The following is a 14,635-nucleotide window of genomic DNA, read 5'->3' as shown; positions in this document are numbered from 1 at the left end:
GGGGGATCGCCACAGAGGATTAGAGTAGGGTTTCGATCCGCAGTGAATTGGTCGACCCCGGCTGCCCGAACGGCACCCCCGCCGTAATCACCAACGTGTCCCCACGCTGCGCCATGCCCTGCGCCTGCGCGATCTCCAGCGCGGTGGAACACACTTCATCCACTTGGCGCAGGCGGTCGTTGACCACCGAATGCACGCCCCAGGCCACGCTCAAGCGCCGTGCCGTGGACAGGTTCGGCGTGAGGTTGAGGATCGGCGCCACCGGCCGTTCCCGCGCCGCGCGCAGGCTGGAGCTGCCCGACTCGCTGTAGTTCACCAATACCGCCACCGGCAGGATGCTGCTGATGCGGCGGATCGCGCAGCTGATGGCGTCCGACACTGTGGCATCCGCCTTGGGCCGGCTGACATCCAGCTGGGCCTGGTAGTCCGGGCCGTTTTCCACTTGGCGGATGATCTTGCTCATCATCTGCACGGCCTCCAGCGGGTACTCACCGGAGGCGGTTTCCGCCGACAGCATCACCGCGTCCGCGCCTTCGGCCACGGCATTGGCGACATCGGTAACTTCGGCACGGGTCGGCGCCGGGGAGAAACGCATGGACTCCAGCATCTGCGTGGCCACCACCACCGGTTTGCCCAGCTGGCGGCAGGTGCTGATGATGTCTTTCTGGATCTGCGGCACACTCTCGGCCGGCACTTCCACGCCCAGGTCGCCTCTGGCCACCATGATTGCGTCGCTCAGTTCGGCGATTTCCCGCAGGCGCTGCACGGCCGAGGGTTTCTCGATCTTGGCCATCAGGAAGGCTCTGTCGCCGATCAGCTCACGGGCTTCGCGGATATCCTCCGGGCGCTGCACGAACGACAGCGCCACCCAGTCCACACCCAGTTCCAGGCCGAAGCTCAGGTCGCGCCGGTCCTTGGCGGTCAGTGGGCTGAGTTCCAGCAAAGCTTGTGGGACGTTCACGCCTTTGCGGTCAGACAATTCGCCGCCGTTCAGCACCGTGGTGTCGATGGCGTCGGCGTGTTTGGTGATCACCCGCAGGCGCAACTTACCGTCGTCCAGCAGCAGGTCCATGCCGGGCTCAAGGGCCTGGATGATTTCCGGGTGAGGCAGGTTGACCCGGCGTTGGTCACCGGGTGTTTCGTCGAGGTCCAGGCGCAGGGCCTGGCCGCGTACCAACTGCACCTTGCCCTCGGCAAACCGCCCGACCCGCAGCTTCGGCCCTTGCAGGTCCATGAGGATGCCCAGCGGGTAATTCAGCTGGCGCTCCACCTGGCGAATCCACTGGTAGCGCTGGGCGTGGTCGGCATGGTCGCCGTGGCTGAAATTGAGCCGGAAGATATTCACGCCGGCTTCCACCAGCTCGCGGATGTCATCGATACCGTCAGTGGCCGGGCCCAGGGTGGCGAGGATTTTGACCTTCTTGTCAGGCGTCATGTTTGGCAGTCTCAAGGATCAGGATGGCGCGGAAGTCGTTGACGTTGGTGCGCGTCGGCTCGGTGACGATCAAACCGTCGAGGGCGGCGAAATAGCCGTAGCCGTCGTTGTTATCCAACGCGTCGCTGGCCGACAGGCCGAGCGCTTCGGCGCGGCGGTAACTGCACGGCGTCATGATCGCGCCGGCGTTGTCTTCCGAGCCGTCGATGCCGTCGGTATCACCGGCCAGGGCGTAGACGCCGGGCAGACCTTTGAGGCTGTCGGTGAGGCTCAGCAGGAATTCCGCATTGCGCCCGCCACGGCCATCGCCGCGCACGGTCACGGTGGTTTCGCCGCCGGAGAGGATCACGCACGGCGCCGCCAGCGGCTGGCCGTGCTGGACGATCTGCCGGGCTATGCCGGCGTGCACCTTGGCCACGTCCCGTGCTTCGCCTTCAAGGTCGCCCAGGATCAACGGGCTGAACCCGGCCTGGCGCACTTTTACCGCCACCGCTTCCAGGGATTGCTGGGGGCGGGCGATCAATTGGAAGTGGCTGCGGGCAAGCACCGGGTCGCCGGGCTTGACGGTTTCCGAGGCCGGGTTCTGCAACCAGCTGCGCACTGAAGCCGGGGCGTCGATGTGGTAGCGCTTGAGAATCGCCAAGGCCTGTTGCGAGGTGCTCGGGTCGCCGACCGTGGGGCCGGAGGCGATCACCGTGGCCTGGTCGCCGGGCACATCGGAAATCGCATAGGTGTACACCGTCGCCGGCCAGGCCGCTTTCGCCAGGCGGCCACCCTTGATCGCCGAGAGGTGCTTGCGCACGCAATTCATCTCGCCAATGGTCGCCCCGGATTTGAGCAGGGCTTTGTTGATCGCCTGTTTGTCGGCCAGGGTGATGCCTTCGGCGGGCAGGGCCAGCAGGGCAGAGCCGCCGCCGGACAGCAGGAAAATCACACGGTCGTCTTCGCCGAGGTTGCTGATCAGCGCCAGCACGCGCTGGGCCACCGCCAGGCCGGCGGCGTCGGGCACGGGGTGGGCAGCTTCGACCACTTCGATTTTCTGGCAGGGCGCGCCGTGGCCGTAACGGGTGACCACCAAGCCGGTGACTTCGCCCTGCCAGACGTTCTCCACGACCAAGGCCATGGCGGCGGCGGCCTTGCCGGCGCCGATCACGATCACACGGCCGCTGCGGTCGGCGGGCAGGTAGGGTTCGAGGACTTGCCGGGGGTGGGCGGCGTCGATGGCTGTGGCAAACAGCTCGCGAAGCAGGTGTTGCGGATCGACCGACATAAGCGGGCTCCCGGGGGATTCTTGTTATTAGAGGTGAGGCTTGGAATGCGATCAAAGTGTGGGAGGGGGCAAGCCCCCTCCCACACTTTGATTGCATTTCATCAGGGGCTATTTATCGCGAATCGAAAAATTCGCCATATGCTCCAGCCCCTTGATCAGCGCCGAATGGTCCCAGTTACCGCCGCCAATCGCCGTGCACGTGCTGAACACCTGTTGGGTGCCGGCGGTGTTCGGCAGGTTGATCCCCAGCTCCTTGGCGCCGGCCAGGGCCAGGTTGAGGTCCTTCTGGTGCAGGTTGATACGGAAGCCCGGATCGAAGGTGCCCTTGATCATGCGTTCGCCATGCACTTCGAGGATTTTCGACGAAGCAAAGCCGCCCATCAGCGCTTCACGCACCTTGGCAGGGTCGGCGCCGTTCTTGGCGGCGAACAACAACGCTTCGGCCACCGCCTGGATGTTCAGCGCGACGATGATCTGGTTGGCAACCTTGGCGGTCTGGCCATCGCCATTGCCGCCCACCAGCGTGATGTTCTTGCCCATGGCCTGGAACAGCGGCAAGGCGCGTTCGAAGGTCTGCGGCTCACCACCGATCATGATGCTCAGGGTGCCGGCCTTGGCGCCGACTTCACCACCGGACACCGGTGCATCCAGGTACTGCGCGCCGGTCTCGTTGATCTTCGCCGCGAACGCCTTGGTGGCGGTGGGGGAGATCGAGCTCATGTCGATCACCACTTTGTTCGGCGACAGGCCTGCAGCCACGCCGTCTTTGCGGAACAACACGTCATCGACCTGCGGGGTGTCCGGCACCATGACGATGATGAACTCGGCTTCCTGCGCCACTTGCTGCGGGTTGGCCAGGGCCACGGCACCCGCGTCGAGCAGCGCTTGCGGGGCCTTGCCGTGATGCTCGGAGAGGAACAGTTGGTGACCTGCTTTCTGCAGGTTGGCGGCCATGGGTTGGCCCATGATGCCGGTGCCGATGAATCCGATTTTAGCCATGACGAAAATCCTCTTGTTATTACACCGCAGGTCCCCTGTGGGAGGGGGCTTGCCCCCGATGACGGTGTGTCAGGTAAAACAGTACTGACAGACCCGCCGCTATCGGGGGCAAGCCCCCTCCCACATTGGTGTTGCGTCGTGTTGGTTAGATGGCGTTATGGGTCTTGAGCCAACCCAGCCCCGCTTCGGTGGTGGTCAACGGCTTGTACTCGCAGCCGACCCAACCCGGGTACCCGATGCGGTCCAGGTGTTCGAACAGGAAGCGGTAGTTGATCTCCCCGGTCCCCGGCTCGTTGCGCCCTGGGTTATCCGCCAGCTGGATGTGGTTGATCTCTTCCAAGTGGGCGGCCATGGTGCGGGCCAGGTCGCCTTCCATGATTTGCATGTGATAGATGTCGTATTGCAGGAACAGATTGTCGCTGCCGACCTGCTCGCGAATCGACAGGGCCTGCGCCGTGTTGTTCAAGTAGAAGCCTGGAATGTCGCGGGTGTTGATCGCTTCCATCACCAGCTTGATGCCCACCGCTTGCAGCTTTTCGGCGGCGTATTTGAGGTTGGCGACGAAGGTTTTTTCCAGGGTCTTGTCATCAATGCCTTGTGGTCGAATGCCCGCCAGGCAGTTGATCTGGGTGTTGCCCAACACCTCGGCGTAGGCAATCGCCAGCTTGACCCCAGCACGGAATTCCTCGATCCGGTCAGGGTGGCACGCCAGGCCGCGTTCGCCCTTGGCCCAGTCGCCGGCCGGCAGGTTGAACAGCACCTGGGTCAGGCCGTGGGCGTCCAGTTGTGCCTTGATTTCGGCGGAGCTGAATTCATACGGGAACAGGTACTCGACACCTTCGAAGCCGGCATCGGCGGCCGCTTTGAAACGGGCAAGGAAGTCCTGTTCGGTAAACAGCATGGACAGGTTGGCGGCGAAACGCGGCATAAGGTTCTCCTTAATCGAGCAGGGAAATGGCAGTCGGCGCATCGTTGCCGACCAGTGCCAGGTCTTCGAATTCGTTGACGGCGTTGATCTCGGTGCCCATGGAAATGTTGGTCACACGTTCCAGAATAATTTCAACGATCACCGGCACCTTGAATTCTTCGATCATTGCCTCGGCACGGCGCAGTGCCGGTGCGATCTGGCCGGGTTCGAACACGCGCAGGGCCTTGCAACCCAGGCCTTCGGCGACGGCGACGTGGTCCACGCCATAGCCGTTGAGTTCCGGGGCGTTGAGGTTGTCGAAGGACAGCTGCACGCAGTAGTCCATTTCAAACCCGCGCTGGGCCTGGCGGATCAAACCCAGGTAGGAGTTGTTCACCACCACGTGGATGTACGGCAGCTTGAACTGCGCGCCCACGGCCAGTTCTTCGATCATGAACTGGAAGTCATAGTCGCCCGACAGTGCCACCACCTTGCGGCTCGGGTCGGCCTTGACCACGCCGAGAGCGGCGGGGATGGTCCAACCCAGCGGGCCGGCCTGGCCGCAGTTGATCCAGTGGCGTGGCTTGTACACGTGCAGGAATTGCGCGCCGGCAATCTGCGACAGGCCGATGGTGCTGACGTAGCAGGTGTCTTTGCCGAACACCTGGTTCATTTCTTCATACACACGCTGTGGCTTGACCGGCACGTTGTCGAAGTGAGTCTTGCGGTGCAGGGTGGCTTTGCGTTGCTGACAGTCGTGCAGCCAGGCACTGCGGTCCTTGAGCTTGCCGGCGGCTTTCCATTCGCGGGCGACTTCGATAAACATCGTCAGTGCGGAACCGGCGTCGGACACGATGCCCAGGTCCGGGGTGAAGACGCGGCCAATCTGCGTCGGCTCGATGTCGACGTGAATGAACGTGCGGCCCTCGGTGTAGACCTCGACCGAACCGGTGTGGCGGTTGGCCCAGCGGTTACCGATGCCCAGCACCACGTCCGACTTGAGCAGGGTCGCGTTGCCGTAGCGGTGGGAGGTTTGCAGGCCGACCATGCCCACCATCTGTGGGTGATCGTCCGGGATGGTGCCCCAGCCCATCAGCGTCGGGATCACCGGGATGCCGGTGAGTTCAGCGAACTCAACCAGTAAGTCGCTGGCGTCGGCGTTGATCACGCCGCCACCGCTGACCAGCAGTGGTCGCTCGGCCTGGTCCAGCAGGGCCAGGGCTTTCTCGACCTGGATGCGGGTTGCCAACGGCTTGGCCAGGGGCAGTGGCTGGTAGGCGTCGATGTCGAATTCGATCTCGGCCATTTGCACGTCGAACGGCAGGTCGATCAACACCGGGCCGGGGCGGCCGGAGCGCATTTCGTAGAAGGCTTTCTGAAAGGCGTACGGCACTTGGCCCGGCTCCAGGACAGTGGTCGCCCACTTGGTCACCGGTTTGACGATGCTGGTGATGTCCACGGCCTGGAAGTCTTCCTTGTGCATACGGGCGCGGGGGGCCTGGCCGGTAATGCACAGGATCGGGATCGAGTCGGCCGAGGCGCTGTACAGCCCGGTGACCATGTCGGTGCCCGCCGGGCCCGAGGTGCCGATGCATACGCCGATATTGCCGGCCTTGGTCCGGGTGTAACCCTCGGCCATGTGGGAGGCGCCTTCAACGTGGCGAGCAAGGACGTGATCGATGCCACCCACCTTCTGCAAGGCCGAGTACAGCGGGTTGATCGCGGCGCCTGGGATACCGAAGGCGGTGTCCACGCCTTCACGGCGCATCACCAGGACGGCGGCTTCGATTGCTCTCATTTTGCTCATGATTTTGGTGCCTCTTGCGTTTTGTAATTGTATACAAGTGGTGTCTGGCCAAAGTGTATTCACGGCGAGCGGCATAGGTCAATGCATTTTATAGACTGGCCTTTGCGTTCGTCGGAACGGGTTTTTTCGACGTATGGAGCCTTTGTGCGAAAATATTGTATACAAAATTAAAAGCCATTGTGTTCTATTTGTTTGATCAAGCATCTGATCATTCAGACCGCCACGGCATTCCCAATAACAAAAGAAGGACGGCACCATGAGCGCTTTAACCTTGAAACTCGCCACCCAACTGGCCAGCCAGGCCCTCACTGCAGGGCGCACCCTGTCGGCAGCGCCGCTGACCATTGCGGTGCTCGACAGCGGCGGGCACCTGATCACCCTGCAGCGCGAAGACGGCGCCAGCCTGCTGCGCCCGCAGATCGCCATCGGCAAGGCCTGGGGCGCGATTGCCCTGGGCAAGGGCTCACGCCTGCTGGCACTGGACGCACAGCAACGCCCGGCGTTTATCGCCGCGCTGAACAGCCTGGGGCAGGGCAGCGTGGTGCCGGCGCCGGGTGGGGTGTTGATTCGGAATCAGGAAGGCGTGGTGCTGGGCGCGATCGGGATCAGCGGGGATACGTCGGATATTGATGAGCAGTGTGCGATCACGGCGATCGAGGGGGTGGGGTTGATGGCGGATGCGGGGGTGTCTGCTTGATTTTTCGTTGACTGTTAGGGCCTCATCGGGAGCAAGTCGAATCGTCGCACCGCCCCTCCCACACTTGAATTGTGAACACCGTCAAATGTGGGAGGGGCGGTGCGACGATTCGACTTGCCCCCGATTGGCACAGACGCCACGGTCTATCAGTCCGGCTCACATCCCTTGAGCACCAACCGGATAATTGTCTGCGCCGCCGCTTCGTAATCCGCTTCATCCAACTTGGCCTTGCCGGTCACCGCCGAGATCTGCCAGTCGAAGTCCGCATACGTCTGCGTGGCCGCCCAGATGCTGAACATCAAGTGATTGGGGTCAATCGCCGCGATCAGGCCGCGATCGACCCAATGCTGGATGCACGCGATGTTGTGCTTGGCTTGGGCGTTCAACTGTTCGACCTGGTCGGCACTGAGGTGCGGGGCGCCGTGCATGATTTCGCTGGCGAATACCTTGGAGGCAAACGGCAGGTCGCGGGAGATGCGGATTTTTGAGCGGATGTAGTTGCTCAGCACCACCGAAGGCTCACCGTCCGGATTGAACGGCGTGGAAGCGGCCAGGATCGGCTCGATAATGCTCTCGAGCACCTCGCGGTAGAGGTTGTCCTTGGACTTGAAGTAGTAATAGACGTTGGGCTTTGGCAGCCCGGCCTTGGCGGCGATGTCGCTGGTTTTAGTCGCGGCGAAGCCTTTGTCGGCAAACTCCTCGCTGGCCGCCCGCAGGATTTTTTCTTTGTTGCGCTCGCGAATGGTGCTCATAAACCAGAGGTTTCCTTGCCAGGACAGGCGGTTGCGCATGGTAGCACCGGCCATCCGCGAGCCTCAACAATGTGCCCGTAAAGCGTTGCACCGCGCTATGCTCGGCCCCTCCCTCTCTAATGGAAGCCCGATTCATGGCAGGAAGCAGTTTGTTGGTGTTGATCGACGATATCGCCGCGGTACTCGATGACGTTGCCCTGATGACAAAAGTGGCGGCGAAGAAGACCGCCGGCGTGCTCGGCGATGACTTGGCGCTCAATGCCCAGCAGGTCTCCGGGGTGCGCGCAGAGCGGGAAATTCCTGTGGTGTGGGCGGTGGCGAAAGGGTCGTTCGTCAACAAGTTGATCCTGGTGCCGGCCGCTTTGCTGATCAGTGCATTCGCGCCGTGGGCGGTGACGCCGTTGCTGATGCTCGGGGGTGCCTACCTGTGTTTTGAAGGTTTCGAGAAGCTCGCGCATAAATTCCTGCACAGCAAGACCGAAGACCAGGCTGAACGTGCGCAGTTGGTCGAGGCCGTGGCCGACCCGGCCACCGATCTGGTGGCCTTTGAAAAGGACAAGATCAAAGGCGCTATCCGCACCGACTTCATCCTCTCGGCCGAAATCATCGCCATCACCCTCGGCACTGTGGCTGACGCGCCGTTGATGCAGCAGGTGGTCGTGTTATCCGGCATTGCCATTGTCATGACCATCGGCGTCTACGGGCTGGTGGCTGGCATCGTCAAGCTGGATGACCTGGGCCTGTGGCTCACCCAGAAGCCTGGCCAAGTGGCACGCAGTATCGGCGGCGCGATCCTGCGGGCGGCGCCTTACATGATGAAGAGCCTCTCCGTGATCGGTACAGCGGCGATGTTCCTGGTGGGCGGCGGCATTCTCACCCATGGCGTGCCGGTGGTGCATCACTGGATCGAGACGGTCAGCCAGGGCGCGGGCGGGGCGGCGTGGCTGGTGCCGACGTTGCTGAACGGTGTAGCGGGGATCATTGCCGGCGCGGTGGTGCTGGCGGTGGTCAGCGTGGTCGGCAAGGCGTGGAAAGCGCTGAAGGCCTGATACGGGCGGCAATAAAAAAGGCCATTCAATTGAATGGCCTTTTTTGTGAGCGTTTACTCCGCAATCTGCAACTTGCGTGATTCCGTATAGATGTACCGCACCTTCTCATACTCGAACGGCGAGTTCATCTGACCATAACGGAAGCTGGTCTGGTAGCGCTTGTCGACCGCGCGCAGGGCCCAGACTTCCGGGTGGTTGGAGCTGACTTCGGCCACGTTGAGGAAGTTGATCTGGGTTTCGGCGGTGTAATCGACCAGCAAACCGCCGGTGTCGCGCAGGTTCGATGGGCCGAAGATCGGCAGCACCAGGTAGGCGCCGCCGGGCACGCCGTAGAAGCCTAGGGTCTGGCCGAAGTCTTCGCTCTGGCGCGGCAGGCCCATGGCGGTGGCTGGGTCCCACAGGCCGGCGATGCCGATAGTGGTGTTGACCAGCAGGCGCCCGGTGGTTTCCAGGGAGCGGTGGCCCTTGAGCTGAAGCAGGCTGTTCAACAGGTTGGGCACATCGCCCAGGTTGTTGAAGAAGTTGCTCACGCCGGTGCGCAGGAAGCTGGGCGTCACATAGGTGTAACCGTTGACCACCGGCAGGAACACCCACTGGTCGAAGCGGTAGTTGAAGTGGTACACGCGACGGTTCCACGATTCCAGTGGGTCGTACACGTTGAGTGCGGTCAGCGACGAACGCTCGAACTCGCGCTGGTCCAGGCCCGGGTTGAACTTGAGCTTGGTCAGCGGTTCCTTGAACCCGTCGGCACCCACGTTGACCGGCTCATGGGCCTTGCTGTTGTCGGCATTGGCCACGCCTGCGCACATCAAGGCGGCAAGCAGCAGAAGATATTTAGCCACGGAAGAACTCCAGCATGGCGTCGGCGTTGACGCGGTAATTAAGGTTGCCGCAGTGGCCGCCCAGCGGGTAGACGGTCAAGCGATCGCCGAAGGTTTTACGCAGGAAACCGAGGTCGCCAGGGCCGAGGATTACGTCGTCGGCGTTGTGCATGACGGCGATCTTCGGGTTGGTGTGCAGGTAGTCCTTAAGGGCGTACAGGCTGACCTGGTCGACCAGTTGCAAGAGGCTGCCGCCGTCGGAACGGGCTCGCCACATCGGGATCACCTGTTCGGTGAGGTAACAATCGAAATCACATTGCAGCGCACGCTTGAGGAACGGCGTGAGGCTGGTGCCTTCGGTGATCGGGTACTTCGGCGGGATGATCAAGCCACGGCGGTTGATCAAGTCCGAGGTAAAGGCGATGTCGGCCGCCGAGAAGCGGAACGAGGTGCCGATCAGCATGGCCATCTGTTCGTTGGTCAGGTGCTGCTTGGATTGCTGGAAGTCGTAGAGCAGGGCGTCATTGAGGTCAATGTAGCCCTTTTGCTGGAAGTAACGGGTCAGCTTGTTCAGCACCAGCTCGTAGAAGGTGGTGGTGTTGTTGATGCCCTTCACTTCGGTTTGAACAAGCTTGTCGAGGTTGGTGATCGAGGTGTAGAGGTTGACCGGCGGGTTCAGCAGCAGCACTTTCTTGAAGTTGAAGCTGCGACGGGTCTCGTCGAGCTTGCTGACAAACGCCGCATCCAGGGCGCCGAGGCTGTAGCCGGTGAGGTAGAAGTCGGTCACCGGCAGCGAGGCGTTCTGCGCCCGCACGGCCTGCATCACGCGGTACATGTCTTCGGCGTCTTCCTGGGTGATCCCCGGAGTCGCGAAGCGCGAGGCGGCGCTGATGAAGTCGAAGCTGGTGGGCGACGACAGTTGCACCACGTGGTAGCCGGCCTGGTAATAGAGCTTTTTCAGGTATTCGTTGATGCTGCTGTCAAACCTTGCCCCGGTGCCCGCGATCAGAAAGATCAGCGGCGCGGCGCGATCCTGCTTGGCGATGCGGTAGGTGAGCTTCTTCACCGCCCAGAAGTTGTCCGGCAGGCTGAACTCGCGCTCGGGGCGCATGTTCAAGGTGTAGTCGGATTGGTTGATCTCGTCATCGTTCGGCAATTTGGGCCGAAGGTCGGGCGGTGTGGTGGCGATAGTCGCTTCAAATGGGTTGGTCAAAGGGTAGCCATAGCTGGCTTGGTCGATATCGACGGCCAGTGCTGACGCACTCAGAAAAAGGCTGCCCAGTAAGGCAGCACAGCGCAAGGAACGGAGCATGACTTAATCCCTAGGAGGAAACGTGCTTAATGAAGTTCGCAGGCTATGACCGCCGTCCTATCGCCGAAGTGCCATCACTCGGCACGAAATGTCGGAAAAAAACGTCGGAATCGGGGTAATAGTAGCCAGACGATACACTTTGACACGTGTAGGTGAACACTAATTGTGTATATGCGCCTTGCTAATGGCCGGCGGGGCATTAAGCTGAGCGCCGTTTTTGCCTATCGGAGTGCCTCATGTCCCGTCGTTTGCCGCTGATTTTGCTGCTTGTTGCACTGCCGCTATGGCTGGCCGCCAGTTACGGTGCGCGCTATGGCTTTATGGAAGATGGCCAGTGGGTCGGCATCTGTGCGGACGAAGCCAGCCGTTGGGAATGCCAGTTGCGTTCGAACCTGGGGTTGATGATCCACTTCAAGGTGCTGGGCTGGGCGGCGCTGATCACGTCGGTGCTGGCGTTTTTCGTGCCGGGTCGTGCCGGGTGGGGTTTGGCGGTGCTGGGGATGGTCTTCGGTTTGCCGGCGCTGGCGTTGTACAACACCACGTTTGCGGTGTTTGCGGTGGTGATTGCGGGGTTGCGGTTGGTCAGGAAGCCCCGCATCGCCTGATAGGGCCTCATCGGGGCAAGCCCCTCCCACAGGGGAATGCATTCCAACTGTGGGAGGGGGCTTGCCCCCGATAGCGGTTTTAGAGCTTGCGCACCCGCAAGCAGCGCCACAAGGCTGCAACCATGAGCAGGCTAACCATCGCCCAACCCCACGCCTGCTGGTTCAACAACCCTTCACGGTACAACTGCGGCGCAATGCCCGCACCGATGATAAAGGTCAGCAGCGCAATCTCCCGACGCGGTCCGGTCACCGGCCGCACCAGGTACACCAAGGCCGGCACTACCAGCGCCGCCGTCGGGAAGCTGCGATAGCGCGGGTCAAACACCAACGCCAGCATCATCACCGCGCCAGCGAATCCGGCAATCGCCACCAGCCAGCCCGCGCGCTGTTCCAGCCAGTTGAAGGCCCGTGCGCGCCAACCTTCCCGGGCGCTCAGGGCCAGTGCCGCGTGAGCCAGCACCAGCAGGTTCAACACCACCAGCAAGCCTGCCCACACCCATTCATCATTGAAACGCGCGGTAACGCGGGTCAGTTCAGCCCAGGTGCCGATGGCGCATGCGGCAACGGCGCCCAGCAGCGGCAGGGCGATAGCGGCACGCACACTGCGTACACGACCACCCAGCACCAAGGCGCCCAGCAGGATGATCCCGCCCACCCCCAGCCACAGTGGCCAGTAAGGCACATTGGTCACGGGCCCGGCGAGAATGCCCTTGTCCTGGCGGTCGGCATCGAACAGGCCCCAGTAACCGCCCACGGCGCCTTCGCTGGCGCGCTTCCACGGCTGGTCAAAGGCTTCGATCAGGTTGTAACGCCAGCCATTGGCCTCGGCCATGGCCACGAAGCCGCGCATGAACTTGGCTTCGTTGACCCGGCTTGGCACGGCGGTTTCGCGCTGGCGGCCTTCGCTGGGCCAGCCGGTTTCACCGATCAGGATGTCCTTGGGCGCAAACTTGTTGCCAAAGGTCTGGCGCACGTCACCTACGTGCTTGAGGGCCTGGTCGATGCCGGACGGCTCATCTTCCCAGTACGGCAACAGGTGGATCGTGAGGAAGTCCACCGCCGGCGCGATTTCCGGGTGTTGCAGCCAGAATTCCCAGACATCCGCGTATGTCACCGGCTGCTTGATCTGGCTTTTGACGGTGTGGATCAGCGCCACCAGCTGTTTGGCGGTGACTTCCTTGCGCAGCAGCGCTTCGTTGCCGACGATCACTGAGGTCACGACGTCAGGGTTGGCGTTGGCCGCGGCGATCAATTCGTTGACTTCCTTGGCGGTCGCCACCGGGTCGCTGCTGACCCAGGCGCCGGCCATCACCTTAAGGCCATGCTTGCGTGCCATTTCCGGCAAGGCTTCCAGGCCGGTCATGGAGTAGGTGCGAATGCACTCGAAGCGGGTCGCCAGCAGGGCCAGGTCAGCGTCCATGCGCTCCGGACGCAGGGTGAACGGCTGGTCAAACGGCGATTGGTCCTTATCGAACGGCGTGTAGGACGCGCACTGCATCTTGTGCGTTGCGCTGGCGACGTCGGGCAGTACCACCGGCCGGCCGAGGCCATACCAGTAGCCGATCATGGCCAGCAGGCCAAGGATCAAGGCGAAGCAATAGGGGAGGGCAGGGAAGCGGGCGGTCGCGGGCATGGTTGGCTTATCTGGAGGAGCAAAGGCGCGCATCTTACCCGGATTTAGCCCTTCCCAGTGGGGCAGCATAATTTTGACATGCAAAGTTCGGGCGGGATTCTGGCGTCAAATCCTACAAAGCGTCCTACTGGCTATGTGATGTCGTTTCCTGCTTGCACAAGGTCGCTGACAGAGCAGGTCGAAGGTCTCGGCAGGTTGATGATCGAAGCGTCAGTACTCCGCTGACGGCGCACTACCGTGATCGATGCGCGTGAAGGGGGCGCGGTGCACCACATAACAACAGGTTGACGTCGCTCGGCATCCGCCGGGCGCAGCACTTTCGGGGAAGTACGATGAAGATGCGACGACTCTTGGGCGCAGCTGCCACTCTGGTAGTTGCGATGAGCTCCACACTGGCCAGCGCCGACAGCAAAACCCTGAGCATCGGCTATGTGGATGGCTGGTCTGACAGCGTTGCCACCACGCACGTGGCGGCTGAGGTGATCAAGCAAAAGCTCGGTTATGACGTGAAACTGCAAGCGGTCGCCACCGGGATCATGTGGCAGGGTGTCGCCACCGGCAAACTCGATGCCATGCTCTCCGCCTGGCTGCCCGTGACGCACGGTGAGTATTGGGCGAAGAACAAGGACAAGGTGGTCGACTACGGCCCTAACTTCAAGGACGCGAAGATCGGCCTGATCGTGCCGGAGTACGTCAAGGCCAAGTCCATCGAAGACCTCAAGACCGATACCACCTTCAAGAACAAGATCGTCGGCATCGACGCCGGTTCAGGCGTGATGCTCAAGACCGACGAAGCCATCAAGCAATACGGCCTTGATTACAAGCTGCAAGCCAGCTCGGGCGCGGCGATGATCGCCGAGTTGACCCGTGCCGAAGACAAACAGGAATCCATTGCGGTCACCGGTTGGGTGCCACACTGGATGTTCGCCAAATGGAAGCTGCGCTTCCTGGACGATCCAAAAGGGATTTATGGTGCTGCTGAAACCGTCAACAGCATCGGCAGCAAGGGCCTGGAGAAGAAAGCGCCGGAAGTCGCGGCCTTCCTGAAGAAATTCCAGTGGGCCTCCAAGGACGAAATCGGCGAAGTCATGCTCGCTATCCAAGAGGGCGCCAAGCCGGATGCCGCGGCCAAGGATTGGGTGGCCAAGCACCCTGAGCGTGTGGCCGAGTGGATCGGTAAGTAACTCCCCAATGCCTTGATACACCCCCTGTGGGAGGGGGCTTGCACCGGTACAAACCGGGGACATCGTTTACATTTCTAACCGGGGACATGGTTTACAGGTTAATACGCATGATCAGGAGGTAACTGATCATGCCCTGGAACCAAGAGTCCCCCATGAACCAACGA

General features: G+C 61.9%; 13 protein-coding genes. 4 read left to right on the top strand and 9 right to left on the bottom strand.

Features of this window, described 5'->3' with window-relative positions; translation table 11 throughout:
- Nucleotides 1-19: 19 nt before the first annotated feature.
- The 5 genes from pyk to gcl form a co-directional block, all read right to left on the bottom strand.
- Nucleotides 20-1,435 carry a pyruvate kinase gene (gene pyk, locus QCBJ_RS05510; RefSeq protein ID WP_046035720.1) on the bottom strand — a complete coding sequence of 472 codons (1,416 nt, stop codon included), beginning with the start codon at nt 1,433-1,435 and terminating at the stop codon, nt 20-22.
- A complete protein-coding gene (locus QCBJ_RS05505) occupies nt 1,425-2,705 on the bottom strand; it encodes a glycerate kinase (RefSeq protein ID WP_012723072.1) in 1,281 nt (426 codons plus the stop codon). The genes pyk and QCBJ_RS05505 overlap by 11 nt, the downstream gene beginning before the upstream one ends.
- A 108-nt stretch (nt 2,706-2,813) precedes the next feature.
- Complete coding sequence (locus QCBJ_RS05500; RefSeq protein WP_012723073.1) at nt 2,814-3,704, bottom strand: 2-hydroxy-3-oxopropionate reductase; 891 nt, start codon at nt 3,702-3,704, stop codon at nt 2,814-2,816.
- A gap of 145 nt (nt 3,705-3,849) precedes the next feature.
- On the bottom strand, nt 3,850-4,632 hold the full coding sequence (gene hyi, locus QCBJ_RS05495) for a hydroxypyruvate isomerase (RefSeq protein WP_012723074.1): 783 nt from the start codon (nt 4,630-4,632) through the stop codon (nt 3,850-3,852).
- A gap of 10 nt (nt 4,633-4,642) precedes the next feature.
- Nucleotides 4,643-6,418 carry a glyoxylate carboligase gene (gcl, locus tag QCBJ_RS05490; protein ID WP_012723075.1) on the bottom strand — a complete coding sequence of 592 codons (1,776 nt, stop codon included), beginning with the start codon at nt 6,416-6,418 and terminating at the stop codon, nt 4,643-4,645.
- A gap of 256 nt (nt 6,419-6,674) precedes the next feature.
- Between gcl and QCBJ_RS05485 the strand changes: the two genes are divergently transcribed.
- On the top strand, nt 6,675-7,115 hold the full coding sequence (locus QCBJ_RS05485) for a heme-binding protein (protein WP_012723076.1): 441 nt from the start codon (nt 6,675-6,677) through the stop codon (nt 7,113-7,115).
- Nucleotides 7,116-7,261: 146 nt separating this feature from the next.
- Here the strand turns inward: QCBJ_RS05485 and QCBJ_RS05480 are convergent, their stop codons facing one another.
- Complete coding sequence (locus QCBJ_RS05480; protein WP_012723077.1) at nt 7,262-7,867, bottom strand: TetR/AcrR family transcriptional regulator; 606 nt, start codon at nt 7,865-7,867, stop codon at nt 7,262-7,264.
- Between the two features lie 134 nt (nt 7,868-8,001).
- Between QCBJ_RS05480 and QCBJ_RS05475 the strand changes: the two genes are divergently transcribed.
- A complete protein-coding gene (locus QCBJ_RS05475; RefSeq protein WP_102060269.1) occupies nt 8,002-8,916 on the top strand; it encodes a DUF808 domain-containing protein in 915 nt (304 codons plus the stop codon).
- Nucleotides 8,917-8,969: 53 nt separating this feature from the next.
- On the opposite strand, the gene QCBJ_RS05470 is transcribed toward QCBJ_RS05475, so the two are convergent.
- Both QCBJ_RS05470 and QCBJ_RS05465 read right to left on the bottom strand, forming a co-directional pair.
- A complete protein-coding gene (locus QCBJ_RS05470) occupies nt 8,970-9,758 on the bottom strand; it encodes a VacJ family lipoprotein (protein WP_012723080.1) in 789 nt (262 codons plus the stop codon).
- Nucleotides 9,751-11,049, bottom strand: coding sequence for a serine/threonine protein kinase (locus QCBJ_RS05465; RefSeq protein WP_046033851.1), 1,299 nt, complete (start codon nt 11,047-11,049; stop codon nt 9,751-9,753). Before QCBJ_RS05465 ends, QCBJ_RS05470 begins: the two co-directional genes overlap by 8 nt.
- A gap of 236 nt (nt 11,050-11,285) precedes the next feature.
- Here QCBJ_RS05465 and QCBJ_RS05460 point away from each other — a divergent pair, with 236 nt between their 5' ends.
- The gene (locus QCBJ_RS05460) at nt 11,286-11,654 is read left to right on the top strand and encodes a hypothetical protein (protein WP_102060268.1); all 369 of its coding nucleotides are present in this window, start codon (nt 11,286-11,288) and stop codon (nt 11,652-11,654) included.
- Nucleotides 11,655-11,733: 79 nt separating this feature from the next.
- Here the strand turns inward: QCBJ_RS05460 and QCBJ_RS05455 are convergent, their stop codons facing one another.
- Nucleotides 11,734-13,287 carry a glycosyl hydrolase family 17 protein gene (locus QCBJ_RS05455; RefSeq protein WP_093546151.1) on the bottom strand — a complete coding sequence of 518 codons (1,554 nt, stop codon included), beginning with the start codon at nt 13,285-13,287 and terminating at the stop codon, nt 11,734-11,736.
- 332 nt (nt 13,288-13,619) lie between these two features.
- On the opposite strand from QCBJ_RS05455, the gene QCBJ_RS05450 reads away from it, so the two are divergent.
- Nucleotides 13,620-14,471 carry a glycine betaine ABC transporter substrate-binding protein gene (locus tag QCBJ_RS05450; RefSeq protein ID WP_012723084.1) on the top strand — a complete coding sequence of 284 codons (852 nt, stop codon included), beginning with the start codon at nt 13,620-13,622 and terminating at the stop codon, nt 14,469-14,471.
- The last annotated feature ends 164 nt before the right edge of the window (nt 14,472-14,635 follow it).

Origin of the sequence: Pseudomonas sp. QC2, assembly GCF_002859085.1 — a bacterium.
GTDB lineage: Bacteria > Pseudomonadota > Gammaproteobacteria > Pseudomonadales > Pseudomonadaceae > Aquipseudomonas > Aquipseudomonas petroselini.
This window is presented reverse-complemented; position numbering and strand designations above follow the sequence as displayed.